This is a genomic window from Pseudomonas sp. microsymbiont 2, assembly GCF_054788395.1.
The window spans coordinates 2600223-2624757 of sequence record NZ_CM139112.1; the positions used below are offsets into that span (position 1 = coordinate 2600223).

The 24535-nt window shown below is 64.7% G+C and carries 26 protein-coding genes; 15 read left to right on the top strand and 11 right to left on the bottom strand.

The features are described 5' to 3' along the window. Nucleotides 1–8: 8 nt before the first annotated feature. On the bottom strand, nt 9–668 hold the full coding sequence (locus ACYUME_RS11800; RefSeq protein WP_460418981.1) for a nicotinamidase: 660 nt from the start codon (nt 666–668) through the stop codon (nt 9–11). Nucleotides 669–730: 62 nt separating this feature from the next. On the opposite strand from ACYUME_RS11800, the gene ACYUME_RS11805 reads away from it, so the two are divergent. Further along, the gene (locus ACYUME_RS11805) at nt 731–1126 is read left to right on the top strand and encodes a hypothetical protein (protein ID WP_279886953.1); all 396 of its coding nucleotides are present in this window, start codon (nt 731–733) and stop codon (nt 1124–1126) included. 3 nt (nt 1127–1129) lie between these two features. On the opposite strand, the gene ACYUME_RS11810 is transcribed toward ACYUME_RS11805, so the two are convergent. Next, nucleotides 1130–1747: a LysE family translocator gene (locus tag ACYUME_RS11810; RefSeq protein WP_279886951.1), complete on the bottom strand. Its 618-nt coding sequence runs from the start codon at nt 1745–1747 to the stop codon at nt 1130–1132. 157 nt (nt 1748–1904) lie between these two features. On the opposite strand from ACYUME_RS11810, the gene ACYUME_RS11815 reads away from it, so the two are divergent. The 4 genes from ACYUME_RS11815 to ACYUME_RS11830 are packed head-to-tail and all read left to right on the top strand — an operon-like array spanning nt 1905 to nt 4545. Further along, nucleotides 1905–2126, top strand: a complete 222-nt coding sequence (locus ACYUME_RS11815) for an MbtH family protein (protein ID WP_054889282.1) — start codon at nt 1905–1907, stop codon at nt 2124–2126. A gap of 10 nt (nt 2127–2136) precedes the next feature. Then, entirely contained in the window at nt 2137–2856 is a 720-nt protein-coding gene (locus ACYUME_RS11820) for a thioesterase II family protein (protein ID WP_460418982.1), read from the top strand. A 58-nt stretch (nt 2857–2914) separates the two neighbouring features. Next, entirely contained in the window at nt 2915–3466 is a 552-nt protein-coding gene (locus ACYUME_RS11825; RefSeq protein ID WP_460418983.1) for a hydrolase, read from the top strand. Continuing rightward, nucleotides 3463–4545, top strand: coding sequence for a DUF1615 domain-containing protein (locus tag ACYUME_RS11830; protein ID WP_460419340.1), 1083 nt, complete (start codon nt 3463–3465; stop codon nt 4543–4545). The genes ACYUME_RS11825 and ACYUME_RS11830 overlap by 4 nt, the downstream gene beginning before the upstream one ends. Before the next feature lie 9 nt (nt 4546–4554). Here the strand turns inward: ACYUME_RS11830 and ACYUME_RS11835 are convergent, their stop codons facing one another. After that, complete coding sequence (locus ACYUME_RS11835) at nt 4555–4707, bottom strand: hypothetical protein (protein WP_279886946.1); 153 nt, start codon at nt 4705–4707, stop codon at nt 4555–4557. Nucleotides 4708–4879: 172 nt separating this feature from the next. Here ACYUME_RS11835 and ACYUME_RS11840 point away from each other — a divergent pair, with 172 nt between their 5' ends. The 3 genes from ACYUME_RS11840 (at nt 4880) to ACYUME_RS11850 (ending at nt 7009) form a co-directional block, all read left to right on the top strand. Further along, entirely contained in the window at nt 4880–5254 is a 375-nt protein-coding gene (locus ACYUME_RS11840) for a GFA family protein (RefSeq protein ID WP_460418984.1), read from the top strand. A 138-nt stretch (nt 5255–5392) separates the two neighbouring features. Then, nucleotides 5393–6478, top strand: a complete 1086-nt coding sequence (locus ACYUME_RS11845; protein WP_460418985.1) for a hypothetical protein — start codon at nt 5393–5395, stop codon at nt 6476–6478. 210 nt (nt 6479–6688) lie between these two features. After that, on the top strand, nt 6689–7009 hold the full coding sequence (locus ACYUME_RS11850; protein ID WP_460418986.1) for a hypothetical protein: 321 nt from the start codon (nt 6689–6691) through the stop codon (nt 7007–7009). A 32-nt stretch (nt 7010–7041) separates the two neighbouring features. Here the strand turns inward: ACYUME_RS11850 and ACYUME_RS11855 are convergent, their stop codons facing one another. From ACYUME_RS11855 to ACYUME_RS11875, 5 genes are all read right to left on the bottom strand, one after another. Then, nucleotides 7042–8202 carry a DUF1624 domain-containing protein gene (locus tag ACYUME_RS11855; protein WP_460418987.1) on the bottom strand — a complete coding sequence of 387 codons (1161 nt, stop codon included), beginning with the start codon at nt 8200–8202 and terminating at the stop codon, nt 7042–7044. A 165-nt stretch (nt 8203–8367) separates the two neighbouring features. Next, nucleotides 8368–9342 (bottom strand): PDR/VanB family oxidoreductase, encoded by a 975-nt coding sequence (locus ACYUME_RS11860; RefSeq protein ID WP_460418988.1) that lies wholly within the window; start codon nt 9340–9342, stop codon nt 8368–8370. A gap of 57 nt (nt 9343–9399) precedes the next feature. Next, nucleotides 9400–10521, bottom strand: coding sequence for an aromatic ring-hydroxylating oxygenase subunit alpha (locus ACYUME_RS11865; RefSeq protein WP_460418989.1), 1122 nt, complete (start codon nt 10519–10521; stop codon nt 9400–9402). A 122-nt stretch (nt 10522–10643) separates the two neighbouring features. Further along, nucleotides 10644–12242 carry a BCCT family transporter gene (locus ACYUME_RS11870; protein WP_460418990.1) on the bottom strand — a complete coding sequence of 533 codons (1599 nt, stop codon included), beginning with the start codon at nt 12240–12242 and terminating at the stop codon, nt 10644–10646. Nucleotides 12243–12524: 282 nt separating this feature from the next. Beyond that, nucleotides 12525–13616, bottom strand: a complete 1092-nt coding sequence (locus ACYUME_RS11875; protein WP_186711961.1) for a tartrate dehydrogenase — start codon at nt 13614–13616, stop codon at nt 12525–12527. Nucleotides 13617–13710: 94 nt separating this feature from the next. Here ACYUME_RS11875 and ACYUME_RS11880 point away from each other — a divergent pair, with 94 nt between their 5' ends. Beyond that, nucleotides 13711–14622 carry a LysR substrate-binding domain-containing protein gene (locus ACYUME_RS11880; protein ID WP_460418991.1) on the top strand — a complete coding sequence of 304 codons (912 nt, stop codon included), beginning with the start codon at nt 13711–13713 and terminating at the stop codon, nt 14620–14622. A 213-nt stretch (nt 14623–14835) separates the two neighbouring features. Here the strand turns inward: ACYUME_RS11880 and ACYUME_RS11885 are convergent, their stop codons facing one another. Further along, complete coding sequence (locus tag ACYUME_RS11885; protein ID WP_460418992.1) at nt 14836–16209, bottom strand: MFS transporter; 1374 nt, start codon at nt 16207–16209, stop codon at nt 14836–14838. A 507-nt stretch (nt 16210–16716) separates the two neighbouring features. On the opposite strand from ACYUME_RS11885, the gene quiC reads away from it, so the two are divergent. Both quiC and ACYUME_RS11895 read left to right on the top strand, forming a co-directional pair. Then, nucleotides 16717–18609, top strand: coding sequence for a 3-dehydroshikimate dehydratase QuiC (gene quiC, locus ACYUME_RS11890; RefSeq protein ID WP_460418993.1), 1893 nt, complete (start codon nt 16717–16719; stop codon nt 18607–18609). 229 nt (nt 18610–18838) lie between these two features. Then, the gene (locus ACYUME_RS11895) at nt 18839–19501 is read left to right on the top strand and encodes a TetR/AcrR family transcriptional regulator (protein WP_279883851.1); all 663 of its coding nucleotides are present in this window, start codon (nt 18839–18841) and stop codon (nt 19499–19501) included. A 6-nt stretch (nt 19502–19507) separates the two neighbouring features. Here the strand turns inward: ACYUME_RS11895 and ACYUME_RS11900 are convergent, their stop codons facing one another. After that, nucleotides 19508–20206 carry a FadR/GntR family transcriptional regulator gene (locus ACYUME_RS11900; protein WP_279883849.1) on the bottom strand — a complete coding sequence of 233 codons (699 nt, stop codon included), beginning with the start codon at nt 20204–20206 and terminating at the stop codon, nt 19508–19510. A gap of 337 nt (nt 20207–20543) precedes the next feature. Between ACYUME_RS11900 and ACYUME_RS11905 the strand changes: the two genes are divergently transcribed. The 4 genes from ACYUME_RS11905 to ACYUME_RS11920 are packed head-to-tail and all read left to right on the top strand — an operon-like array spanning nt 20544 to nt 23363. Next, nucleotides 20544–21317, top strand: a complete 774-nt coding sequence (locus ACYUME_RS11905) for a transporter substrate-binding domain-containing protein (RefSeq protein ID WP_460418994.1) — start codon at nt 20544–20546, stop codon at nt 21315–21317. Between the two features lie 11 nt (nt 21318–21328). Beyond that, entirely contained in the window at nt 21329–21994 is a 666-nt protein-coding gene (locus ACYUME_RS11910; RefSeq protein WP_460418995.1) for an amino acid ABC transporter permease, read from the top strand. Beyond that, complete coding sequence (locus ACYUME_RS11915) at nt 21995–22642, top strand: amino acid ABC transporter permease (protein ID WP_460418996.1); 648 nt, start codon at nt 21995–21997, stop codon at nt 22640–22642. It abuts the gene before it with no gap. Beyond that, nucleotides 22629–23363 carry an amino acid ABC transporter ATP-binding protein gene (locus tag ACYUME_RS11920; protein ID WP_460418997.1) on the top strand — a complete coding sequence of 245 codons (735 nt, stop codon included), beginning with the start codon at nt 22629–22631 and terminating at the stop codon, nt 23361–23363. The genes ACYUME_RS11915 and ACYUME_RS11920 overlap by 14 nt, the downstream gene beginning before the upstream one ends. 21 nt (nt 23364–23384) lie before the next feature. On the opposite strand, the gene ACYUME_RS11925 is transcribed toward ACYUME_RS11920, so the two are convergent. Then, complete coding sequence (locus tag ACYUME_RS11925) at nt 23385–24533, bottom strand: ABC transporter ATP-binding protein (RefSeq protein WP_279883840.1); 1149 nt, start codon at nt 24531–24533, stop codon at nt 23385–23387. Between the last annotated feature and the right edge of the window lie 2 nt (nt 24534–24535).

Below are 24535 nucleotides of genomic sequence, written 5' to 3' on the forward strand. Positions count from 1 at the left end.
GGGTTCGATCACGACGATGCTGGGCTGCGCGCGCCGAGCGCCTGCAACTGCCCGTCGAGCGCCTGTTCGTCAGCGCACAGGTGTACGCCGGCCGCCTGCAACGCGGTACAGGCCGCCTGGGCGCCTGCGGCGCTCAGCGCGCGGCAGGCTGGCAGGTACAGCAGCACGTCGAAGCCGGCGCGGCGCAGTTGCAGGGCGGTGGTGCGCACGCAATAGTCCAGGGCCAGACCGCCAACGATGACCGCTTGGACCTGATGCACCTTGAGGTACTCGATGGCGCCGGTGGAACGGCGTTCGGCCAGGTCGTGATAGCAGGCGCCGTACGGGTGCAGGTCGGGCTCCACGCCTTTCCAGACGAAGTAGTCGTAATCGATCGGGGCGGGCAGTCCGGGCAGCAGTTCGAAGCCGGGGGTACCTGGCACGCAGTGGCTGACCCAGGTCAGGTCGGCATTGGCCAGCGGCAAGGGCTGGAGCATCTGCTCCGGCGCATCGACGCGCCAGGCCGCGTTGACCGGGTGGGCATCCTTGCTGCCCAGGCGCAGCGAGGCGCGCCGGGCCATGGTGTTCAGGGCGGGAACGATCTCGTGGCCACCCGGCACCGGTAGCTCGCCAGGGGCATTGCTGGTGAAACCGTTTTGCGCATCGACGTCGAAACTGGCGATGTTCATCGGCGAGAATCCTCGGTTGCAATGTCTGTCTGTTTGATGTGTCGAACGGCTATCCTTGCCCCATGACCAGCCAACCCCCTCTGCGCCATCCTTGCCCTCCGGGCGCCTGCGACTGCGGCCGCGAACGCCTCGTCGACGGCCCGCAGCGGCGCATCCTGCTGCTGACGCGGGAGGAAGAAAAGCGCCTGGTCGAACGCCTGGAGAACCTGCGCGACCTGGAAGATCTCCAGCGCCTGCAGCTTCGCCTCTACGAGCAGCTGGGCATTCGCGTGCATATCACCCCAGGCTTCAACGAAGTGCGCACCATGCGTGGCATCGTCATCGAGCTGGAGGCGCAACCCGGCTTGTGCCGCAAGACCCGCCAGGCGATCCCCGCCGCGATCCGGCGCGGTCTGGAGCGCAATCCGCAGGTGGCCTTCCGCCTGCTCGATGCCCACGACCTGCTGCGCGATGCCTGAGCCTCAGCGCATCGCCGCCAGCTTGATGCCGAACCCGACCAGGCAGACGCCGGCCAGGCGTTCGAGCAGGTTGGCGATGCGCGGGCTGGCGCGCATGCGCTCGGCCAGGCGGTGGGTGAGCAGCACGGCGATCAGCCCATAGAGCAAGGTCAGCCCGGCCACGGTCAGCGCCATGAAGGCGAACGTCACCACGCCCTGGTGGCGCACCGGGTCGATGAACAACGGGAAGAACGCCATGTAGAACATGATCGCCTTGGGGTTGAGCAGGGTGATCATCATGGTCTGGCGCAGGTAGTGCCCGCTGGCCATGCGGCTGTCTCGCGGCGCGCCCCCTGGCTTGCTGAGCAGCATGCGCAGGCCGAGCCAGGCCAGGTAGGCGGCGCCGGCCCACTGCACCACATGGAAGGCGGTCGGGTAGGTGGCCAGCAACGCGGCGACCCCGGCCACCGCCAGCCACATCAGCACCTGGTCACCGAGAATCACCCCGAAGGTCGCGGCCAGGCCGCCCTTGATCCCGCCTTTGCCGGTGGCGGTGATCAGGGCGAAGTTGCCGGGGCCGGGAATCGCCAGGAGGATGAGGAACGCGATCACGAATGCGCCGTAGTCGGTCACGCCGAGCATGGGAAATCTCCTGTAGAGGGCCGAACAGGATATATGCCACCATCGCGGTCGCTTGCAAAGCGTGGCAGACCACTAATTTTCCGTCGCCACCCTTCGTTCTCTTGAAAGCCGCCCTGCGCCTGGCGCGTTCGGCCTTCATCATTCAAGGAGACAGGCAATGACTTCCGTTTTCGACCGCGACGACATCCAGTTCCAGGTAGTGGTCAACCACGAAGAGCAATATTCCATCTGGCCTGATTACAAGGCGATCCCCAACGGCTGGCGCGCCGTGGGCAAGAGCGGCCTGAAGAAGGACTGCCTGGCCTACATCGACGAGGTGTGGACCGACATGCGCCCACTGAGCCTGCGCCAGAAGATGGCCGAAGCCGTGGCCCAGTGAGGCGGGACCTGTGTCGACACTGAACCTGTTGTGCCTGCCGTATTCCGGGGCCAGTGCGATGGTCTACAGCCGCTGGCGGCGCAAGCTGCCGGCCTGGCTGCAGGTGCGGCCAGTGGAGCTGCCCGGACGTGGCGCACGGTTGGGCGAGCCATTGCAGACCGACATGCAGGCGCTGGCCCGACAGCTGGCCGCCGAGCAGCGCCTGGCCGCCTCGACGCCTTATGCCGTGCTGGGCCATAGCCTCGGTGCGCTGCTGGCCTTCGAGCTGACCCATGAACTGCTGGCGCTGGGTTGTCCGCCTCCGGTCGCCCTGTTCGCCTGCGGCACCGCCGCGCCGACCCGGCGCGAGGACTACGATCGCGGCAACTGGCGGGAGCCCAAGAGCGACGTCGAACTGATCGACGAGCTGCGCACGCTGCAAGGTACTCCCGAGGAAGTGCTCGCCAACGAGGAGTTGATGAGCCTGACCTTGCCGGTGCTGCGTGCCGACTTCCTGCTGTGCGGGCGCTATGCCTATCGGCAGCGCGCGCCGTTGCGCTGTCCGCTGCATGTGCTCGGTGGCGAGGATGACCGTGCCAACGAGGAGCAGCTGCAGGCCTGGCGCAGGGAGACGCTGGGCGATTTTTCCCTGCAGATGTTCCCCGGCGGCCACTTCTTCATCCATGAGCATGAGGACCAGGTGCTCGGCGTGCTGGGTGCAGCCCTCGAGCCGCATCGGCTTTCCGCCTGATTGACGTCATCCCTTGCCTGGGGGAGGCTAGGCCTTTTTCCCAGGCAAGAGGCTGACAATGCTGATCGATCCCCGCCAGGCCACGTTGCTGGTCGTCGATATCCAGGAAAAACTCATCGGCGCCATGAGCGACCCGGAAGGCACCCGCGCCCGTGCGCGCTGGCTGCTGGCCGCCAGCGCCGAGCTAGACCTGCCCACGGTTATCTCCGAGCAGTACCCCAAGGGCCTGGGCCACACCCTGGCCGAGCTCAAGGCCGCCTCGCCGTCGGCTGAAATCGTCGAAAAACTGCACTTCTCCTGCGTGGCCGCTGAATGCCTGCCAGCCAGCCTGCTGGGCCGCGGGCAAGTGATCGTCTGCGGCATGGAGACTCACGTCTGCGTGTTGCAGACCGTGCTCGGGCTGCTGGCCCTGGGCAAGCAGGTATTCGTCGTCGAGGACGCCTGCGACAGCCGCACCCCGGCCAGCAAGGCGGCCGGCCTGGCGCGCATGCGTGATGCGGGGGCGCAGGTGGTGACCCGCGAAATGGTGCTGTTCGAGCTGCTGGGCAGCTCCAGCCACCCGCTGTTCCGCCAGATCAGCAAGACCTATCTGGTCGGTGAACAGCCCTGAACGGGCGGCTGCTGGCTGTCGGGCTGCTGTGCCTGGCCGTGCTGCAAGGGTGCGCCGGGCGCCGTGAGGAAGCGTCGCAGGCCGACCCGGCCAAGGTCCGCGCCCAGCTCATGCGGCTGCTGCCGGCCCAGGTCAAGGACCGTCAGGGCTGGGCCACGGATATCCAGGTGGCGTTCCAGGCGCAGGGCATCGCCCCGAGCAAGAGCAACCTGTGCGCGGTGCTGGCGGTGACCGAGCAGGAGTCGACCTTCACCGCCGACCCGCAGGTGCCCAACCTAGGAAGCATCGCCCGCGACGAGATCGACCGGCGCGCGGCGCGGCTGCATGTCCCCAGACTGTTGGTCGATGGCGCCTTGCGCACCCCGTCCGGCAACGGTCAGACCTACCAGCAACGGCTGCTGGCGGTACGCAGCGAGAAGCAGCTCAGTGCCCTGTACGACGATTTCATCGCCGGCCTGCCCATGGGGCGCACCTTGCTCGGCGGCCTGAACCCGGTGCATACCGGCGGGCCAATGCAGGTCAGTGTCGATTTCGCCGAGCGGCACGCCCGTGACTACCCCTACGCACATCAGGGCACGATTCGCCAGGAGGTTTTCAGTCGCCGTGGCGGAATGTACTTCGGCATCGCCCACCTGTTGGGCTATCCGACGCACTATCAGCAGCAGTTGTACCGCTTCGCCGATTTCAACGCCGGCTGGTACGCCAGTCGCAATGCCGCGTTCCAGGCTGCGCTCAGCCGTGTGACGGGCGCGTCGCTGGCGCTGGACGGCGACCTGATCGCCCCTGGGGCGATCCTGCCGGGGACCACCGAGCAGGCGGCGCGCAGGCTGGGCAGGCAGCTTGGCCTGCGCAACTCGCAGATCCGTGCGCAGCTGGAGCAGGAGAGCAGCCTGGCGCTGGAGGAGACCGAGCTGTACCGCGGCGTGTTCGCCCTGGCCGAGGCCAAGGCGGGCAGGGCGCTGCCGCGAGCGGTGTTGCCGGGCATCGAGCTGAAGAGCCCGAAGATCACCCGCAAGCTGACCACGGCGTGGTTCGCCGGACGAGTGGATGAGCGCTACCAGCGCTGCATGCGACGCTGAGCGGCGACGCTACCTGGCTTGGCTGCGCAGTCGCGCCCAGACGATGGCTGGCAGGGCCATCAGCAGCCACTTCAGGTAGCGGTTGACCTCGTACTGGTCGCAGGCGATGCCGATGAGCATGGCGGCCACGACCACCATGACGAACTGAATCACTTTGTGCATCAACAGGGTTCCATCGTTACGTTGTTTCGGGCAGGGGCGCACTCTACAGCGCCGCGATGTCGCTGGCAGCTGCCGGGCGCCAATGTGCCACACGGCGTAACACTTTTTTGCCTTCGCGCCGAGCCAGCCTGGCTATCGTTTCGTTCCTCACGGGCTCGAAGGATGGCATCCGATGAATACCTACCAGGGCGGCTGCCTGTGCGGTCGCATTCGCTTCGTCGCCACAGGCGAACCACGTTTTCCCCATACCTGCTCGTGTTCACAGTGCCAGCGCCATAGTGGCAGCCTGACGCTGTGCTGGGTCGAGTTCGACAAGGCCGCCGTGAGCTGGGTCGCGGAAGGTGGGATGCCGAGCCTGTATCGATCTGGCGAAGGCTCCTGTCGCGCATTCTGCCCATCGTGCGGCAGCTCGCTGGGGGCGATCGACGATGCGCCTACCGTTGGCCTGCTGCTGGGGTGTTTCGACAGCATCGACGAGCCTGCCTTGCGTCCCTCTGCGCATTCCTTTGCCGATGGCTGCCCTGGCTGGTGGCAGGTGCAGTGCTGACTGGACGGTCAGGACTGGACATGTCGCCGTCGATTTGCCAACGTTCCGTCCTCGCATCCGCTGATGCTTCAAGCCGTGATGCACTCGCCCAAGACGGGCACGTCAAACCACAACGATGATTGAAAGGGAATTTGGATAATGGACAAACATGTGTTGATGCAGCAGGTGGAAACCAATATCGAGTATCAGCTGGAAAAGCTGAAGCTGCTCTGGGGTTCCAAGGAACAAGCGCAGACTCAGGTGTTGGACGAGATCCTGAAGAAAGGTCAGGCCACTACGTACAGTGAAACGGTGAACCAGGCGCTGACGGACACGGTGCTGAACTCGATGGCCTCGCTGCTGGACTACTACTGCATCCACTGCTTCCTGCGGATGGGCGGCGATTCGAGCACTGTCACCAAAATTCAGTATCGACCGATCAACAACCACCTGTTGCGCCGCAAGAGCCAGTTCAAGCGCGGCAAGCATGAAGTGCTTACGCTGGCGGAGGTCAAGGCTCGATTCGATGCGAATGTCGAAGCGCTATCGGGTTTGAGGTTGGAGGAAATCGATCTCCATAATTACTGGCATTGCTTCTTCGCCGACGTCAACTCCAGCTTGCTGTTCGATGTCGGCCTCGTCGAGAAACCCGTATTTGAATTTTCTTACGACGAAGCGGAGAAAGCGTTCGAGATCGACAAGGTACTGTGCAAATACCACTGCCTGATGGAGCGATTCTATTGCAATGCCCATTTTTACGGTGGCGTGAAATATGGCATCTACATCGATCTGAACAACTGTCTCAAGCACAACATCGTCCCGTACACCAAGCCGCAACTGGAGTACTTTGCCGCTGACGGGGGCACGGAGGGGCGAGCGTACTTCTATTTCGAGTTGGCCAACCATGACAGCGTTTTCCTCAAACCCGGCTTGCTCAAGGATATCGTCGATGCCGAATACGACGACGTTCGCGCCAGCCTGATAGAGAAGGCCGAGGGACTAAACAATACGACGTGCGCACTCGAGCGCGACTGGGAGATGCCCCAGATCATCAGGGTCGATCTGCAGAATGGCTACATCCATGAGAAAGAGGAAAAACTCTTCTTCATGGTGGATGGCGTGTTGATGGCCAAAACCCGGGATAAGACCTATGTCGATGCTGCCATCAGCTTCAAGCAAGTCCTGGCAGCGTTGATCAGGGACGTGGAAACCGGCATGCAGATGGACACCAGCCCGTTCGACTGATTTAGCCATGCCGGTCTGAGCATGGTTGTGGGGTGGTATCCGGTTTCCGGGCCACCCCATGCCTGCGTCGAGAGAAGCACTTTTCTGTCGTGAATGTGATCTGTCAGACCCATCCAGCCCCGCTGGGCCTTTCTCAACAACACGTTCATTTTCAACCTCGCTGCATTCCCCTACCGTTCTCCCTCCCCCCAACGACAAAGGAGAACGCCCATGCCAGAGCTCGCGTTGTACAAGGTGAAACTGCTGGACGAATTCGAAGCCCGCGACGATGACTGGATCTTCACCCACTTCGAGCGCCGGCTGACCCAGGTCAAGCCTGCCGCCAACTACCAGGATGCCAAGGGCATCATCGCTGCCGCCCACCTGGCGAACAACTGGCCGAACACGGTGAAGCGCTATCTGCTGAGCAACTACAAGGTGCATGGCAATGTCAGTGGCGAGCTGAGCGAAACCTTCAGGCAGGTGCTGGCCAGCCTGACGCCACAGGAACTGCGCGATTGGCAGCTGCCACAGGCGCGGCACCCGGCCTGACAGCGGGGGCGCGATCCTCGCGCCCCGCCGTCTTACAGGTACTTGAGCCAGGCGATATCGCGGCGGCGCGCCTTCAGCCGAGCGAACCCATGCACTGGCGGATACAGGGCGACGACCAGCGACGCGGCGACCAGCCATATCGCGGCAACACCGTCGAAACCGAAATAGCTGCCTTGGTTGAGGCCGAACAGGGTGACGCCAGCCAGGTACAGCACTTTCAGCACGTAGAGATGCAGCAGGTAGAAGAACATCGGCGCCGCGCCGAATACCGCCAGCAGGCGAATCCAGCACGCGTCGCCGGCACGTTCGAAGCCGCGCAGCAACAGCAGGCCGAAGCCCAGGGTGAGCGCCAGGAACAGCAGTGACGGCGGATATTTGCTGATGTTGAAGAAGCTCATCAGGCTCTGGCTGACCGTCGGATAACTGCTCCAGGGGGCCTCGCCATAACCGTTGAGCAGACGCAGGACGACGAAGCCCAGCAGCAGTGCCGCACCGGCCAGCAGCAAGCGCTGCTGGCGCGCTTGCGCATTGCCGCCACGCCCGAACCAGGGGCCAAGTCCGTAGCCCAGGGCGATCACGCCGATCCAGGGCAGCACCGGGTAGGAGGTGCGCAGGCGCAGGTTATCTGACACCTCCAGCCAGCCACGGTCATGCAGGATCGCCCAGGGCACATGCAGCGCCGAGCCAGGTTCGAAGTGCAGACTGTCGAGCAGGTTGTGCCCGGCGACGATCAGCGCGCCCATGGCCAGCAGCAGCGGGCGCGGCAGCCAGACCAGTAGCGACAGAGCGATCATGCTCAGGCCGATGGCCCAGATCACCTGCAGGTAGATCACGCTCGGCGGCAGCTGGAAGGTCCAGGCGAAGTTGACCAGGGTGAATTCCAGCACCACCAGGAACAGGCCACGCTTGAATAGAAATGCCGATACGTCGCCACGGCCTTGGTGCTTCTCGCCGTAGAGCCAGGCCGACAGGCCGGTGAGCAGCACGAATACCGGCGCGCACAGGTGCGCCAGGGTGCGGCTGGCGAACAGGCTCGGTTCGGTGGTGTCGATGGTCATCGGGTCGCTGACCTGGCGGTGCAGGAAAAACGTTTCGCGGACATGATCGAGGAGCATGAACAGGATCACCAGGCCACGCAGTGCGTCGATGCTTTGCAGGCGCTGGGTCGAAAGAACAGGGGAGGCGGTGGTCATCGAAAGGGGGCGCGACAGGAGTGGATAGGCAATGAAACGTTATCCTATAACGTTTTGTTCGCGCCTGGATAGCTCGATGACCTCCACCGGCCGATTCGACTGCGTTGTCGCTTGCCACTGGGCTTGTCGACGAAAGGGGCGATTGGCGCCCCGATCGATTTCGAATCAGAGATCCAGCACCAGCCGCGCCGAGCGCGCCCGTGAGACGCACAGCATCATGGTCTGCTGCGCGGCTTTCTCCTCGTCGCTCAGGTACTGGTCGAAATGCTCCGCCTCGCCCTCGAGGATCGCCGTTTCGCAGGTACCGCACACGCCTTCGCGGCACAGGCATTCGACCTTGGCCGCCTTGGACTTCTCGATGGCCTGCAGGATGGTCATGCCTTCCTCGACCTCGAGCTCGGCACCGGAGCGGGCCAGGACCACGGTGAAGGCGGAACCGGCTGCCGGCGCGGCGGCAGCGAACTGCTCCCAGTGCACCCGCGATTCATCCATGCCCGTTGCCGCGGCGGTGGCGATCACGGCGTCGATCAGTGGCTTGGGGCCGCATACGTACAGGTGGGCGTCGGCGGACAGGTTCGCGCACAGGGCGGCGAGATCAAGCTTGCGCTCCAGGCTGTCGATGTAGAAACGGGTGCTGTCGGCATGCGGCCCGTTTTCCAGGTCGGCCTGGAAAGCCCCGTGCTCAGGGGCGCGGAAGGCATAGTGCAGCTCGTATGGCGTGGCGCCGTCCTCGAGTTCGTGCAGTTGTGCGAGGAACGGGGTAATGCCGATGCCACCGGCGATCAGCACATGGCGCCCGGCGCTGGGGTCGAGCGCGAACAGGTTGTTGGGCGTGGAGATGGTCAGCTCGCTACCCACATCGACCTGCTGGTGCATGAATGCCGAACCGCCTTTGGATTGTTCCTCGAGCCGCACGCCGATCTGGTAGCTGTGCAGCTGGCGCGGGTCGCTCATCAGCGAGTAGGCGTTGCTGAACTGCTTGCCGCAGGCCGACTGCATCTGCACGATCACGTGGCTGCCGCCGCTGAAGGCGGGCAGGGCGGCGCCGTCGGCGCGGGCCAGGGTGAAGCGCTTGATCTGCGGCGTGGCCTGTTCCACGTCGGTCACGCGCACCTTGAACATTTGGTATTGCTTGGCCATGGCGTACCTCGACAGCGAAGCCCCGCGCCAGGCCCTGGCACGGGGCGGGGAGCGTTTTCAGTCGTCCAGGTGGGCGACGGCGATCAGGTTGTGGAAGTGGGCGATGCCGTGCTCGCTTACGCCGCTGCGCTGCGAGTCGACCATGATCCTGCCCTGGCCACGGTAGCCACGGGACTTCAGGCCTTTCTGCACGCTCTCCACCAGGCGCAGGTCCTCGGGACGGAACACCTCGCGGTACCAGTCGATCAGCTTCTGTTGTTCCTCGGTGATGTCCTTGTTGAGGAAGTAGATGTCGTAGTGCTGCAGGGTGGTTTCGGCATCGACCGGGAACTCGTAGATCACGGTCATGAAATTGGCCCCTGGCGGCACGTTGAACATGGTGCATGGCCAGGCCCAGAAACCGGCGAAGGAGGGGTCCTTGACTGATTCGTCGAAGGTGAACGACTGCTCCGAAGGCTTGGCCAGGCCGTACTGCAGGGTCCAGTTGCCATGCAGGCTGTGGCTGTACTGGCCGACGTCCACCGAGTCGGAGAAGCCGGGGTGGGCCGGGGCGCAGTGGTAGCACTCCAGGTAGTTGTCGACGATCGATTTCCAGTTGGCTGGCGTGTCGCTGACGAAGCGCGCGGCCAGGTGCAGGTCGTCGATCACCGCGCAGGCTTCGCGCATGCGTTGTTGCATGCCGGGCAGTTGCTCTTCGACCGAGCCTGCGTCGTTGTCCATGTTGATGAAGATGAAGCCGGCGTACTCTTCGACGCGCAGTTGCACCAGGGTGGAGTTGTCCTTGTCGAAGTTGGCCACGTTTTCGCAGTTGCGGGCGTGGGCCAGTTCGCCATCGAGCTTGAAGGTCCAGGCGTGGTACGGGCAGGTGATCACGTTCTTGGCCTTGCCGCTGCCTTCGAGCAACTGGTGGCCGCGGTGCGGGCAGACGTTGTAGAAGGCACGCAGCACGTCGTCGCGGCCACGCACGACGATGATGCTTTCGCCGATCACCTGGCGGGTGATGTAGGCATTCTTCTCGGCGACTTCGCTGCGGTGGCCGACGCAGATCCAGCTACGGGCGAAGATCGCTTCCTTCTCGTGTTCGAAGACGGCGGCCTGGGTGTAGAACTTGGCCGGGAGGGTGAAGGCCTCTTCGGGGTTGGCGCAGAAGTCGGCGGGCAGGCGTTTGAAATCGTTCATGGCTCTATCTCGGTTCTTATTGGTTAACGCGTATCTGTTGGTTAACAGGCTGGGCAAAAAAATTTGTCGCAGGTTTGGCAACGTGGGATCGGCGCACCGCCGCTCCCACGACAAATCCAGGCTCAGTGCACTGCCGCTGCGCTGCGCGGTGCCTGCAACGGTGGCTCTTCTCCCGCCAGGCGGGTGGCCTCTTCCTCGATGCGGTACGCCGGTACCTGGCCGTAGTCGGCCGCCAGCCACTTGAAGAAGCCGTAGATCTTCACCAGCAGGATCACCATGAACGGGATCGCGGTGAGTACCACGGCGGTCTTCATGGTCGACAGCGAGGCCTTGGCGAACAGCATGGCCAGCGGCACCAGGGTCAGCACCACGCACCAGAACAGGCGCAGGGTCGGGCTCGGGTCTTCGCCCTCGCGCAGGTTGCGGGTGCTGGTGGCGGCCACGGCGTAGGCGGCGGCGTCCATGTGCGAGGCGCAGAACACCGCCATGATGAACAGGTACGCGGCGAGGAACAGCGTGCCCCACGGCAGGGCCAGCAAGAGGTCGGTCACCGCCGCTTCGCCACCGAGGGTGCCGAGCAGCTTGGGCACGTCGATCTGGCCGTTGATGAACTGGTGCATGCTGTAGCTTTCCAGCGCGCCGAAGAAGAACCAGCAACCGAAGCTGCCGCCCAGCAGCAGGGCGAACACCACCTCCTTGATCAGCCGGCCACGGGACACGCGGGCGACGAACATGGCCACGCCCGGCGCGTAGGACACCCACCACAACCAATAGAACACCGTCCAGTTGCGGGTGAAGGCGCCATCGCCGGCCGGGTCGGTGAACAGGCTCATCTGCACGTAGTGCTGCAGCATCAGGCCGATGGAGTTGGCGGTGTTGTTCAGGGTGAACTGGGTCGGACCGACCAGCAGGACGATGGCGGCGAACACCAGGGCGCCGACGCAGACCATCTTCGACAGGCGTTGCAGGCCGCCGTCGATGCCGATGTACGAACTCAGCGAGAACAGCAGCGCCACCGCGCCGATCACCAGCAGTTGCACGGTGAAGGTGTTGGGGGTGCCGGCCAGGTCGGCAAGGCCACGGGTCAGGGTCGAGGCGGTGAGCGCCAGCGACACGGTCAGCGCGCCCATCATGGTCAGCAGGAAGATCAGGTCGACGGCGCGCCCGACCGGGCCGGTGGCCTTGAAGCCGGTGACCGCTTCGATGATCGAGGCCAGGTTCAGGCCGCTCTTCTTGCGCACATGGAAGTGGTAGGCCATGGCCAGCGAGGCCAGGGCGTAGATCGACCAGGCGCTGATGCCCCAGTGGAAGAACGAGTAGCTGACGCTGTACTCCAGGGCCTTGGCCGACATCGGCGCGATGTTCAGGCCCGGGGTCTGGTAGTAGTAGGCCCATTCCATCACGCCCCAGTACAGGGTCGAGGAGCCCATGCCGGCGCAGATGAACATGAACACCCAGGTGGTGGTGGAGTACTCCGGCTTGCCGGCGCCCAGGCGGATGTTGCCGTATTTGCTGAAGGCCAGGTACAGCACGGCCAGGGAGCTGCCGAACACCAGTACCTGGACACTGGTGCCGAAGGTGCGGGTGGCCACTTCGAACAGCTGGTTGGCCAGGCTCTCGGCCTGGGCGGGGAAGGCAGCAAGGCCGATCACGGTAAGCAGCACGGCCAACAGGCTCACGGCGATCAGGAACACGTCGATCTTTTTGTTATTGGGGGACATCAATTGTCTCCTGGAGCATTTTTTTTGTAGTAGGCGTCAGGCGTTTGGGAAGTCCGTATCGAGGCTGGGTTTTCCTTTCTGTTAACTGATAGATAACAGGTATCTTTTGGTTTACAGATTTTGCATTGAATCGAAGTGAGTGGCAATAGGATCGTCGGACAATCCGGATGATTGGGTGTTGTCTGGGCTGGCGCTATCGCGGGGCAAGCCCGCTCCCACGTACAGAAAGACGCATTGCTTCTTTGTGGGAGCGGGCTTGCCCCGCGATGACCTGACGCCGACTCAGGCCCCGAGCAGCTCGGCGATGGCCTTGCCCACCTCCTGGGTCGAGCGGCTGCCGCCCATGTCGCGGGTGGTGTCGCCGTTGGCGATCACTGTCTCGATGGCCTTGAGGATGTCGTCGTGGGCCGCCTGGTAGCGCGCGTCGTTGCCGGCCTGGCCGAGGAACTCGAGCATCAGCGCGCCGGACCAGATCATCGCGATCGGGTTGGCAATGTTCTTGCCGTAAATATCCGGCGCCGAACCGTGCACCGGCTCGAACAGCGACGGGAACTTGCGCTCGGGGTTGAGGTTGGCCGACGGCGCGATGCCGATGGTGCCGGCGCAGGCTGGTCCCAGGTCCGACAGGATGTCGCCGAACAGGTTGGAGGCCACCACCACGTCGAAGCGCTCCGGCTGCAGCACGAAGCGGGCGCAGAGGATGTCGATGTGCTGCTTGTCCCAGCTGATCTCGGGGTAGTGCGCGGCCATGGCGGCGGTGCGCTCGTCCCAGTAGGGCATGCTCACGGCCATGCCGTTGGACTTGGTTGCCGAGGTAACGTGCTTGCGCTCGCGGGTCTGCGCCACGTCGAAGGCGTACTTGAGGATGCGGTCCACGCCACGGCGAGTGAATACCGACTCCTGCAGCACGAACTCGTTGTCGGTGCCTTCGAACATGCGCCCGCCCAGGGAGGAGTACTCGCCTTCGGTGTTCTCGCGGATCACCACGAAATCGATGTCGCCGGGCTGCTTGTTCGCCAGCGGGCAGGGCACGCCGGGGAACAGGCGCACCGGGCGGATGTTCACGTACTGGTCGAAGTCGCGGCGGAACTTGAGCAAGGAGCCCCACAGCGAGATATGGTCCGGGACCTTGTCCGGCCAGCCGACGGCGCCGAAGTACAGGGCGTCGAAGCCCTTGAGCTGGTCGAACCAGTCGTCGGGCATCATCTTGCCGTGGGCCAGGTAGTAGTCGCAGCTGGCCCACTCGAAGAACTCGAACTCAAGGTTCAGGCCGTGCTTGCGAGCGGCGGCCTCGACCACGCGCAGGCCTTCGGGGAGGACTTCGTTGCCGATGCCGTCACCGGGGATGGCGGCGATCTTGAAGGTCTTGGTCATGGGGCGCCTTTCGTGTTCAGGGAAGATACGGCCATGCTATAAGGCTGTGCTTCGGAGATAATCCGGCAATCCATCAATTCTTGGTGCACGAATCGTGAATAATCTGCCGAACCTGGACGACCTCGACATCTTCCTGCAGGTGGCCCGTCGCGCCAGCTTCGCCGCGGTGGCCGACGAGCGCGGCATGTCGGCGGCGTTCGTCAGCAAGCGCATCCGTCTGCTGGAAGACAGCCTCGGCGTGCGTCTGCTGCACCGCACCACCCGGCGGGTGACGGTGAGCGAGGAGGGCGAGCGGGTATACCAGTGGGCGCGGCAGATCTTCGAGACCCTGCAGCGCATGGACGACGACCTCAACGCCGGGCAGCGCGAGCCGGTCGGGCAGTTGCGCATCGCCAGCAGCCTGGGCCTGGGCCGGCGTTTCGTGGCGCCGGCGCTGTCGGAGCTGGCGGCGCGCTACCCGCGCCTGGACATCCGCCTGGATGTGCACGACCGCCTGGTGGACCTGATCGCCGAAGGCGTCGACCTGGATATCCGCGTGGGCAACGTGATCGCCCCGCACCTGATCGCCAAGCCCCTGGCGCGTAATCGCCGGGTGCTGTGCGCGGCGCCTTCGTACCTGGCCGAGCGTGGCACGCCACGGCTGCTGGCGGACCTGGCCAGCCATGACTGCCTGGTGATCAAGGAGCGCGACCACCCGTTCGGGCTATGGCACCTGGAGGGGCCGCAGGGCGAGGAGAGCGTGCGCGTGACCGGGCCGTTGTCGAGCAATCACGGCGAGGTGGCGCACCAGTGGTGCCTGGACGGGCGGGGGATCCTGCTGCGCTCGTGGTGGGATGTGCACGACAGCATCGCCGAGGGGCGGCTGGTGCAGGTGCTGCCGGACTACCAGCAGGTGGCGGATATCTGGGCGGTGTACACCGCGCCCCTGGCCGGATCGGCCAAGGTGCGGGTGGCGGTGGAATTCTTCCGGCAGTATTTCGCCGAGCGCTACAGATTGCCGTGTTAGTGGCCATCCCTTTCAAGATGGTGAGCGTTGGTGTTCGGCTTGGGCTTGCCGGGGCTGCTTTGCAGCCCTTTCGCGACACAAGGCCGCTCCTACAGGCGATTCGCGCCCCCTGTAGGAGCGGCCTTGTGTCGCGAAAGGGTCGCAAAGCGACCCCGGCAAACTTGAATTGGAGGGGCCATATTCCAAAAACGTAAGACCTTGAAAGGGACGGTCTTAATGGCCGAACGCTTTCAGGTTGCCTTTGCGAGTGGCTTCATACGCTTCACGCGCCATCGGCCTTGCCTGCGGGTTGCCCAGGTCTTCCATGGCCAGTCGATGGGTCTCCGGCGCCAGGTACGCGGCGAACGCGCACACGCAGGTGATCACGAAGGCCAGGCCGCCGACCACCAGCCAGATATGCTCCGACCCCGGTGGCGCCACGGCGGCGAACAGCGCCGGCAGCATGGCGGTGAGCATGGTGCCGACGTTCTGCGCGATGGCCATGGCCGATACACGGTAGCGGGTCTGGAACAGCTCCGGGTAGAAGCTTGGGAACACCGCGTTGTAGCCCTGGTAGACCATGCCCCACATGAGGATCGAGGCGGCGAAGGCCAGCGGCACGTTCTGGATGCTGATCGCATACAGGTAGACGAATGCCAGCAGGCCCGAGCCCAGGCAGCCGGCGATCATGGTCGGACGACGACCGATCCGGTCCGAGAGGTTACCGACGAAGGGGATCACCAGCACCGCGACGATATTGCCCACCACCGGGATCCACAGGTACACGCTCTTGTCGAAGCCGATGCCGTAGGCCGGCTGCACCGCGTAGGCCGCGCCGAAGATGGTGGCCACCACCGGGATCACGTTCATCAAGGCCATGAACATCACCAGCACCATGTGCTTCCAGCTGTGGCGGAAGGCCTCGCTGATCGGCGACTTGGCGACCTTGTCCTGTTTCTCTTCCTGGACGAATGCCGGGGTCTCGTGCACCTCCTTGCGGATGATGAAACCGGCGATCAGCACCATGGCACTCATCAGGAACGGAATGCGCCAGCCCCACTCGTTGAAGGCGTCGCTGGGCATGAAGTAGGCCAACGGCAGGAACACTGCCGCCGCCATCACCTGGCCGGCCTGCACGCCCTGCAAGGTGAAGCTGGCGTAGTAGCCGCGGCGGCCGAACGGCGCGTGTTCCATGATCATCGAACTGGCCCCGGAGATCTCGCCGGCCACGGCGAAACCCTGGACCAGGCGCAGCACGACCAGCAGCGCCGGGGCCAGCAGGCCGATGTCGTGGTAGGTGGGCAGCAGGCCCACGGCCATGGTCGACAGGCCCATCAGGAACATGCACAGCAGCAGCACGTTCTTGCGCCCGCGGGTGTCGCCCCAGTGGCCGAGCACGAAGGCGCCGACCGGGCGCGCCAGGTAGCCCACGCCGTAGGTGGCCAGCGAGGCGATGATGGCCATCTTCGGATCGGTGGATGGGAAGAAGATCTGCGGGAAGATCAGTGCCGCGGCCTGGGCGTAGATGAAGAAGTCGTAGTACTCGAGGGCAGAGCCGATCCATCCGCTGGCGGTGGCTTTCTTGGCTTGGGAGCTTGAGCGGGCCATGTTGTCTCCGTTGTTCTTGTCAGGGGCCGATGATCAGCGTGCGCCGGGCACGCGAAGGCGATGTGGAGAAGACGAACGAGGCGGTGCGGATCGCAGGGCGAGCAAGGTGTGCATAGGTCGGTACCCGTTTTCTTGAACTTATTATGTGGTGGCGTTGGGCATTGCAGCGCAGGGCCCGCCGAACGACCGGCGTGGCGGCGAGAAGGGCCGGTGGGCCTGCGACTGGCGTTCATGGTTGTTCACGGGGGTGGGTGAATCAATTCGCCGGAATCGGTTTTGTGCGGTAATCGAACGAAAACTAACTGTTTCGTACAAAGTGCATTGCCGGGGCGACTTTACCTGCGAATAATCGATCGTGCCAGGTGTTGTCCGTTCCGGCCTCATCGCGGGGCAAGCCCGCTCTCACGTGCGCCGCTCACACGAAAGCATTGCCTGCGTGGGAGCGGGCTTGCCCCGCGATAGGGCCGGACCTGCCCAGGCCTCCCTCAATAACAAGGAACACCCGCCATGCACCGTTCGATCGCCACCGTGTCCTTGAGCGGCACCCTGCCGGAAAAACTCGAAGCCATCGCCGCCGCGGGTTTCGACGGCGTCGAGATCTTCGAGAACGACCTGCTGTACTACGCCGGCAGCCCCCGCGAGGTCCGACAGCTGTGCGCCGACCTGGGACTGGCCATCACCTTGTTCCAGCCGTTTCGCGATTTCGAGGGCTGCCGCCGCGACCGCCTGCACAAGAACCTCGACCGGGCCGAGCGCAAGTTCGACCTGATGCAGGAACTGGGTACCGACCTGATATTGGTGTGCAGCAATGTCCAACCCGATGCGCTGGGCGACGAGCAGTTGCTGGTGGACGACCTGCGCCTGCTTGCCGAGCACGCCGGTGACCGCGGCCTGCGCATCGGTTACGAGGCGCTGGCCTGGGGGCGCCATGTCAACACCTGGCAGCAGGTCTGGAACCTGGTGCGCCAGGCCGACCACCCGGCGCTGGGGGTGATTCTCGACAGCTTCCATACCCTGTCGCTCAAGGGCGATCCCAGTGGTATTCGCGACATTCCCGCCGAGAAGATCTTCTTCGTGCAGATGGCCGATGCACCGATCCTGGCCATGGACGTGCTGGAATGGAGCCGGCACTTCCGTTGTTTTCCCGGCCAGGGCGAAATGGACCTGGCGGGCTTCCTCGCGCCGATCCTGGCCACCGGCTATCGCGGTCCTCTGTCGCTGGAGATCTTCAACGATGGTTTCCGTGCCGCGCCGCCCCGGCAGAACGCCGCCGACGGCCTGCGCGCGTTGCTGTACCTGGAGGAAAAGACCCGCCTGCGCCTGGAGCGCGAGGCCCGCGCCGTCGAGCCAGGCGTGCTGTTCGCGCCGCCAGCGGCGAGCCGGTATGACGGCGTGGAGTTCCTCGAGTTCGCCGTCGACGAGGCGGTCGGCGCGCGCCTGAACGCCTGGCTCAAGCGGCTGGGATTTGCCGAGGCCGGCGAGCATCGCAGCAAGGCGGTGCGCCTGCTGCGCCAGGGTGACATCAACATTGTGCTCAATGCCGAGCCATACTCGTTCGCCCACAACTTCTTCGAAGCCCACGGCCCATCGCTGTGCGCCACTGCGTTGCGGGTCGAGCACGGCCAGGCCGCGTTGCAACGGGCCACTGCCTACCGTGGCCAGCCGTTCCGGGGCCTGGTCGGCCCGAACGAGCGCGAGATCCCGGCGGTGCGCGCCCCCGATGGCAGCCTGCTGTACCTGGTGGAGCCGGACGCCGACGGCCCGACCCTCTACGACACCGATTTCCACCTGGACCAGAACGCCCGCGCCAGCGGCGGGCTCAAGCGCATCGACCACATGGCCCTGGCGCTGCCGGCCGAGGCGCTGGACAGCTGGGTGCTGTTCTACAAGAGCGTGTTCGACTTCACCGCCGACGACGAGGTGGTGCTGCCCGACCCCTATGGCTTGGTCAAGAGCCGTGCCCTGCGCAGCCACTGCGGGACGTTGCGGTTGCCGCTGAACATCTCGGAGAACCGCAACACCGCCATCGCCCATGCCCTGGACAGCTATCGCGGCTCGGGCGTGCACCATGTCGCCTTCGACTGCGACGATATCTTCCGCGAGGTGGCCCGGGCCAAGGAGGCCGGCGTGCCGTTGCTGGAGATCCCGCTGAACTACTACGACGACCTGGCGGCGCGGTTCGAGTTCGATGACGAGTTCCTCAGCGAGCTGGCGTACTACAACGTGCTGTACGACCGTGACGCCCAGGGCGGCGAGTTGTTCCACGTGTATACCGAGCCGTTCGAGGGGCGTTTCTTCTTCGAGATCATCCAGCGCAAGAGCGGTTACGCTGGCTATGGCGCGGCCAACGTGGCGGTGCGCCTGGCGGCGATGGCCAAGGCGCGCAAGTCGGTGCTGTAGCTGTAGGAGCGGCCTTGTGTCGCGAAAGGGCCGCAACGCGGCCCCGGGATTTTAGCGTTCAAGCAACGATCGCCGGGGCCGCGTTGCGGCCCTTTCGCGACACAAGGCCGCTCCTACAGGGATCGTGCATGGCCTCTGGAGCCTGACCTTTCGACCAACACCACGCTTCCCTGCACCGCCCGGCTCACGGATAATCCTGCGGATTCCTATAACGAGCCTGTGAGTCGGTATGAGTGATTCGGTAGCCAAGCCTGAAGTCGAAGGGCTGCGCAAGTCGCGCAAGAACAACCCGGAAAAGACCCGCGAGAACATCCTCCAGGCCGCCATCACCGAGTTCGTCCAGCAGGGGCTGGCCGGCGCCAGGGTCGATGCCATCGCCGAGCGCACCGCCACCTCCAAGCGCATGATCTACTACTACTTCGGCAGCAAGGAGCAGCTCTACGTCGAATGCCTGGTCAAGCTCTACGGCGACATCCGCAAGACCGAGCACAGCCTGGACCTCGACTCGCTGTCGCCTGAGCAGGCGATCCAGCGGCTGGTGGAGTTCACCTTCGACCATCACGCCAACAACGTCGACTTCGTGCGCATCGTCTGCACCGAGAACATTCACTACGGCGAATACGTCAAGCAGTCGCCGGTGATTCGCGAAATGAGCAGCATGGTGCTCGACGCGCTGGGCAAGATCCTCGCCCGCGGGGTGGAGCAGGGCGTGTTCCGCGCGGGGATCGAAGTGATCGACCTGCACATGCTGATGAGCTCGTTCTGCTTCTACCGAGTATCGAACCGCCATACCTTCGGCGACATCTTCCAGATCGACCTGTCCGACGAGCAGATCAAGCAGCGCCACAAGCAGGTGATCTGCGAGGCAGTGATGCGCTACATCAAGGCCTGAGGCCGCTCAGCCGGCGAACACCACCCCGGTGCGCGCCGCGGCGTTGCGGATATGTTCCTGCATCGCCCGTTGCGCGCCGGCCTGGGAGCGGCGGGCAAGGGCGCGCAGGATCTTGCGGTGCTCCTGCCAGGTTTCCATGGCCCGTTCCGGGCGGATGAAGGGCAGCTTCTGGCTTTCCAGGAAAATGTCCTGGCTGGCGGTGATCACCTGCAGCATCGCGCGGTTGCCGCTGGCCTGCAGCAGTCGCTGGTGGAAGGCGAAATCCAGGCGCGCGGCGGCCTCGAAGCGCCCGGCGCGCAGTTCCACGGCCATTGCCTCGACGTTGGCCTGTAGTTCGTCCAGGTCGTCGGCGGTCAGCGCCAGCGCCGCCTGGCCGGCGGCGAAGCCTTCCAGGGCGTAGCGCAGCTGGAAGGTGTCGGCGGCCGAGACCTGTTCGGCATAGGGCCAGGCGAAGCCACCCGGCAATGGCTGGCCGGTGGCCGGGGCCTGGACGAACACCCCCTTGCCCGGTTGCACGCTGACCAGCCCCAAGGCGCTGAGTGACGACAACGCCTCGCGCAACGAGGCCCGGCTCACCCCCAGGCGTTCGGCCAGGTCGCGCTGCGAGGGCAGGGCGTCGCCGGGCTGGTAGCCGTCTTGCTCGATCAGTTGGCGGATCGCCTGCAGGGCAATTTCCGGGACGGGGCGCGTGGCGGTGGCGAGCATGCTGTTCAGACCGGGTTGGGGGAGTGAGTCAATGCCTGTCAGTTGACGTTCATCACCTGATCTGGGGCTGCAAAGCGACCCCAGCGTGCCTGACGAACCGGCATTGGACGATGGGCTCTCTTTTACGGGCAATCGCCCCGCGCTGGCAAGTCTTGCCTCGTCCTGGCGCAGCCTCGTGACGCTTGCGCGAAAGCGGGGCGCGACAGCCTCGACTGTTCAGACCAGTAAGACCTCGTGCAAGTCTTGCGCGAAGCCGCTTTCAGAAGCTTTTTGCAAGTCTGGCATGCCCCGTGCACTGGCAGCGCAGCCCCTTTCCGGACTCCTGCGAGGCCTTTCGATGAACATGTTCCGCTCCCTGCTTCTGGCCAGCCTGTTCTGCGCCGCCCCCCTGGCTCATGCCGACGCGCTGGCCGATATCACCGCCCGAGGCGTGCTCAAGGTCGCGGTGCCCCAGGACTTCCCGCCGTTCGGTTCGGTCGGCCCGGATCTCAAGCCTCGCGGCCTGGATATCGACACCGCGCAGCTGCTGGCTGACAAGCTCGGGGTCAAGCTGGCCCTGACCCCGGTCAACAGCACCAACCGTATCCCGTTCCTCACCACCGGCAAGGTCGACCTGGTGATCTCCAGCCTGGGCAAGAACCCCGAGCGCGCCGCGGTGATCGATTTCTCGCGCCCCTATGCGCCGTTCTACCTGGCGGTGTTCGGCCCGGCCGAGGCACAAATCGACGGTGTCCAGGCCCTCGCCGGCAAGACCATCAGCGTCACCCGCGGCGCCATCGAGGACATGGAACTCAGCGCCGTGGCGCCCAAGGGCGCGATCATCAAGCGCTTCGAGGACAACAACTCGACCATCGCCGCCTACCTGTCCGGCCAGGTCGAGCTGATCGCCAGCGGCAGCGTGGTGATGGCCGCCATCGCCGCGAAGAACCCGGCCAAAGTGCCGGTGCTCAAGGTCAAGCTCAAGGATTCGCCGGTGTACGTGGGCCTGGCCAAGAACGAGCCGGCACTGTTGGAGAAGGTCAATGCCACGCTGGAGGCCGCCAAGACCGACGGCAGCTTGAACCAGAACGCCGAGAAGTGGCTCAAGCAGCCGCTGCCGGCCGACCTCTGAGCGTCTGAACGATGGCCTATCAATTCGACTTCGCCCCGGTGTTGGCGCAGGGTGACCTGTTGCTGCGGGGCATGCTGTTCACCCTGGAGCTGACCCTTGTCGGCACCGTGCTCGGGGTCGCCATCGGCGTGCTTGGCGCGGTGACCCGGGCCTGGCGCCTGCGGCCGTTCGATGCGCTGTTCGGGCTGTATGTGGAACTGATCCGCAATACCCCGTTCATCGTCCAGCTGTTCTTCATCTTCTTCGGCCTGCCGGCCCTGGGCGTGCGCCTGAGCGAATGGCAGGCGGCGGTGCTGGCGATGGTGATCAACCTGGGCGCCTATTCGACCGAGATCATTCGCGCCGGCATCCAGGCGATCCCCAGGGGCCAGCTGGAGGCTGCCGCCGCACTGGCCATGAACCGTTTCGAGGCGTTTCGTCATGTGGTCCTGCGACCGGCCCTGGCCAAGGTGTGGCCCGCGCTTTGCAGCCAGATCGTGATCGTCATGCTCGGCTCGGCAGTCTGTTCGCAGATCGCCACCGAAGAGTTGTCGTTCGCCGCCAACTTCATCCAGTCGCGCAACTTCCGCGCCTTCGAGACCTATCTACTGACCACGTTGCTGTACCTGCTGATGGCGATCGTGGTGCGCCAGTTGCTGGCCTGGATCGGCCAGCGCCTGCTGATGGGGAGGCGCTGAATGGACTTCACCCTGTGGGATATCGTGCGCAACCTGCTGGTCGGGTTGCAGTGGACATTGCTGTTGTCGCTGGTGGCGTTCGCCTGCGGCAGTATCGCCGGGTTGCTGCTGCTGGTGGCCAGGATCAGCGACAGGCCGCTGCTGCGCGGCGCCGCCCGCGCGTTCATCGAGCTGTTCCAGGGCACGCCACTGCTGATGCAGCTGTTCATGGTGTTCTTCGGCATCGCTTTGTTCGGCATCGACGTGTCGGCGTGGATGGCGGCGGCCATCGCCCTGACCCTGTTCACCAGTGCCTTTCTCGCCGAAATCTGGCGCGGCTGCGTGGAGGCGATTCCCCGTGGTCAGTGGGAGGCCGCTGACAGTCTGGCCATGGGCCGGCTGGAGCAGCTGCGTCATGTGATCCTGCCCCAGGCCCTGCGCATTGCCATCGCCCCGACCGTGGGCTTCTCGGTGCAGGTGGTCAAAGGCACGGCGGTCACCTCGATCATCGGCTTCACCGAGCTGACCAAGACCGGCGGCATGCTGGCCAACGCCACCTTCGAACCGTTCCTGATCTACGGCCTGGTGGCCGTGGGTTACTTCATCCTCTGCTATCCGCTCTCGCTGAGCGCCCGTTACCTGGAAAGGAGGCTGCATGCCCCTGCTTAGAGTGTCCGCGCTGCACAAGTACTACGGCGACAACCATGTGCTCAAGGGCGTCGACCTGAGCATCGAGCAAGGCGAGGTGGTGGCCATCATCGGCCGCAGCGGTTCGGGCAAGAGCACGTTCCTGCGCACGCTCAACGGCCTGGAGTCGATCAGCGACGGGGTGATCGAGGTCGATGGCGAGTACCTCGATGCCGGCCGCGCCGACCTGCGTGCGTTGCGCCAGAAGGTCGGCATGGTGTTCCAGCAGTTCAACCTGTTCCCGCACCTGACCGTGGGTGAAAACGTGATGCTCGCGCCACAGGTGGTGAAGCAGCTCGGCAAGGCCGAGGCGCGCCAGCTGGCGCAGCGCATGCTGGAGCGGGTGGGCCTGGGCGACAAGATCGACGCCTACCCCGACCGTCTTTCCGGTGGACAGCAGCAACGGGTGGCCATTGCCCGCGCCCTGGCCATGTCACCCAAGGTACTGCTGTGCGACGAAATCACCTCGGCGCTGGATCCGGAGCTGGTCAACGAGGTGCTCGCGGTGGTGCGCCAACTGGCCAAGGAGGGCATGACCCTGGTCATGGTCACCCACGAGATGCGCTTCGCCCGCGAGGTGGGCGACAAGCTGGTGTTCATGCACCAGGGCAAGGTGCACGAGAGCGGCCACCCGCGCGAGGTGTTCGCCGCGCCGCGCACGGCGGAGCTGGCGAACTTCATCGGTGCGCTGGAGCCCCAGTAGGCGATCGGCCAGGCCACGCGCTCAATGCGCGCCCGCCGCCTTGCTCAGGTCGCTCTCGGCCCATTCGCTATAGAGGCAGGCGTCGGCCACGGCCCAGCGTACCTTGACCTTGTCGCCTGGCTGCATGGGCATGCCGGCGACCGACAATGCCTTCACCGTCAGTTCGCTGCCACCTGGGGTGAGCACATGGCAGGTCTGGCTTTCACCGAGAAACAGCACTTCTCGCACCGTGGCGGTGACCTCGTTCCAGCCCGGCGGCAGGGCTTCGCGCACTGCCTGCTGCGCCGTCAGGGCCAGGGCTTTCTCCGGCCTGACCATGATCAGCGCGTCCTGCCCGATGGCCAGTCCCGAGGTCAGGCGCAGCGCCAGCGGCTGCCCTTCGAAGCTGGCCGCGCCATTGCCGCTGGCCTTGCAACGCAGGAAGTTGGAGTTGCCCAGGAACGAGGCGACGAAGGCGTTCGGTGGGTTCTGATAGAGGTCGTAGCCGCTGCCCAGGCCGACGATCCGGCCGTGACTGAAGATGGCGATGCGCTGTGACAGGCGCATGGCTTCTTCCTGGTCGTGGGTCACGTAGACGATGGTGATGCCCAGGCGCCGGTGCAGTTGACGCAGCTCGTCCTGCAGGTCCTCGCGCAGCTTCTTGTCCAGCGCGCCGAGGGGCTCGTCCATCAGCAGGATGCGCGGTTCGTACACCAGCGCACGGGCGATCGCCACGCGCTGCTGCTGGCCACCGGACAGTTGCGCCGGACGGCGCTCGGCGAACGCCTCCAGCTGCACCAGCCTGAGCATGGCGTCCACGCGCCTGGCCACCTCGGTCGCGCTCTGCTTGCGGATGGTCAGCGGGAAGGCGATGTTGTCGCGCACGCTCAGGTGCGGGAACAGCGAGTAGCGCTGGAACACCATGCCGATGTCGCGCTTGTGCGGCGGCACGTTCACCAGCGACTTGCCCTGGACCAGGATCTCGCCGCTGCTCGGGGTTTCGAAACCGGCCAGCATCGACAGGGTGGTGGACTTGCCCGAGCCGCTGGAGCCGAGGAAGGTGAGAAATTCGCCGTCCTGGATCTCCAGGTCGATGTTGTCCACCGCGGCGAAGCTGCCGTAGTGCTTGTTCAGGCTGCGCAGGCTGACCAGGGAATTGGCGCGCGTGTCGTCTTTCATCACTGCACTCATCG

What these genes read in the sequence shown, in the direction of transcription:
- ACYUME_RS11895 (WP_279883851.1), top strand. Translation starts at nt 18,839, where the DNA reads ATGAGTGATTCGGTAGCCAAGCCTGAAGTCGAAGGGCTGCGCAAGTCG.
- ACYUME_RS11915 (WP_460418996.1), top strand. Translation starts at nt 21,995, where the DNA reads ATGGACTTCACCCTGTGGGATATCGTGCGCAACCTGCTGGTCGGGTTG.
- ACYUME_RS11815 (WP_054889282.1), top strand. Translation starts at nt 1,905, where the DNA reads ATGACTTCCGTTTTCGACCGCGACGACATCCAGTTCCAGGTAGTGGTC.
- ACYUME_RS11850 (WP_460418986.1), top strand. Translation starts at nt 6,689, where the DNA reads ATGCCAGAGCTCGCGTTGTACAAGGTGAAACTGCTGGACGAATTCGAA.
- ACYUME_RS11900 (WP_279883849.1), bottom strand. Translation starts at nt 20,206, where the DNA reads ATGCTCGCCACCGCCACGCGCCCCGTCCCGGAAATTGCCCTGCAGGCG.
- ACYUME_RS11810 (WP_279886951.1), bottom strand. Translation starts at nt 1,747, where the DNA reads ATGCTCGGCGTGACCGACTACGGCGCATTCGTGATCGCGTTCCTCATC.
- quiC (WP_460418993.1), top strand. Translation starts at nt 16,717, where the DNA reads ATGCACCGTTCGATCGCCACCGTGTCCTTGAGCGGCACCCTGCCGGAA.
- ACYUME_RS11805 (WP_279886953.1), top strand. Translation starts at nt 731, where the DNA reads ATGACCAGCCAACCCCCTCTGCGCCATCCTTGCCCTCCGGGCGCCTGC.
- ACYUME_RS11865 (WP_460418989.1), bottom strand. Translation starts at nt 10,521, where the DNA reads ATGAACGATTTCAAACGCCTGCCCGCCGACTTCTGCGCCAACCCCGAA.
- ACYUME_RS11885 (WP_460418992.1), bottom strand. Translation starts at nt 16,209, where the DNA reads ATGGCCCGCTCAAGCTCCCAAGCCAAGAAAGCCACCGCCAGCGGATGG.
- ACYUME_RS11825 (WP_460418983.1), top strand. Translation starts at nt 2,915, where the DNA reads ATGCTGATCGATCCCCGCCAGGCCACGTTGCTGGTCGTCGATATCCAG.
- ACYUME_RS11910 (WP_460418995.1), top strand. Translation starts at nt 21,329, where the DNA reads ATGGCCTATCAATTCGACTTCGCCCCGGTGTTGGCGCAGGGTGACCTG.
- ACYUME_RS11875 (WP_186711961.1), bottom strand. Translation starts at nt 13,616, where the DNA reads ATGACCAAGACCTTCAAGATCGCCGCCATCCCCGGTGACGGCATCGGC.
- ACYUME_RS11840 (WP_460418984.1), top strand. Translation starts at nt 4,880, where the DNA reads ATGAATACCTACCAGGGCGGCTGCCTGTGCGGTCGCATTCGCTTCGTC.
- ACYUME_RS11925 (WP_279883840.1), bottom strand. Translation starts at nt 24,533, where the DNA reads ATGAGTGCAGTGATGAAAGACGACACGCGCGCCAATTCCCTGGTCAGC.
- ACYUME_RS11845 (WP_460418985.1), top strand. Translation starts at nt 5,393, where the DNA reads ATGGACAAACATGTGTTGATGCAGCAGGTGGAAACCAATATCGAGTAT.
- ACYUME_RS11905 (WP_460418994.1), top strand. Translation starts at nt 20,544, where the DNA reads ATGAACATGTTCCGCTCCCTGCTTCTGGCCAGCCTGTTCTGCGCCGCC.
- ACYUME_RS11870 (WP_460418990.1), bottom strand. Translation starts at nt 12,242, where the DNA reads ATGTCCCCCAATAACAAAAAGATCGACGTGTTCCTGATCGCCGTGAGC.
- ACYUME_RS11835 (WP_279886946.1), bottom strand. Translation starts at nt 4,707, where the DNA reads ATGCACAAAGTGATTCAGTTCGTCATGGTGGTCGTGGCCGCCATGCTC.
- ACYUME_RS11800 (WP_460418981.1), bottom strand. Translation starts at nt 668, where the DNA reads ATGAACATCGCCAGTTTCGACGTCGATGCGCAAAACGGTTTCACCAGC.
- ACYUME_RS11920 (WP_460418997.1), top strand. Translation starts at nt 22,629, where the DNA reads ATGCCCCTGCTTAGAGTGTCCGCGCTGCACAAGTACTACGGCGACAAC.
- ACYUME_RS11855 (WP_460418987.1), bottom strand. Translation starts at nt 8,202, where the DNA reads ATGACCACCGCCTCCCCTGTTCTTTCGACCCAGCGCCTGCAAAGCATC.
- ACYUME_RS11860 (WP_460418988.1), bottom strand. Translation starts at nt 9,342, where the DNA reads ATGGCCAAGCAATACCAAATGTTCAAGGTGCGCGTGACCGACGTGGAA.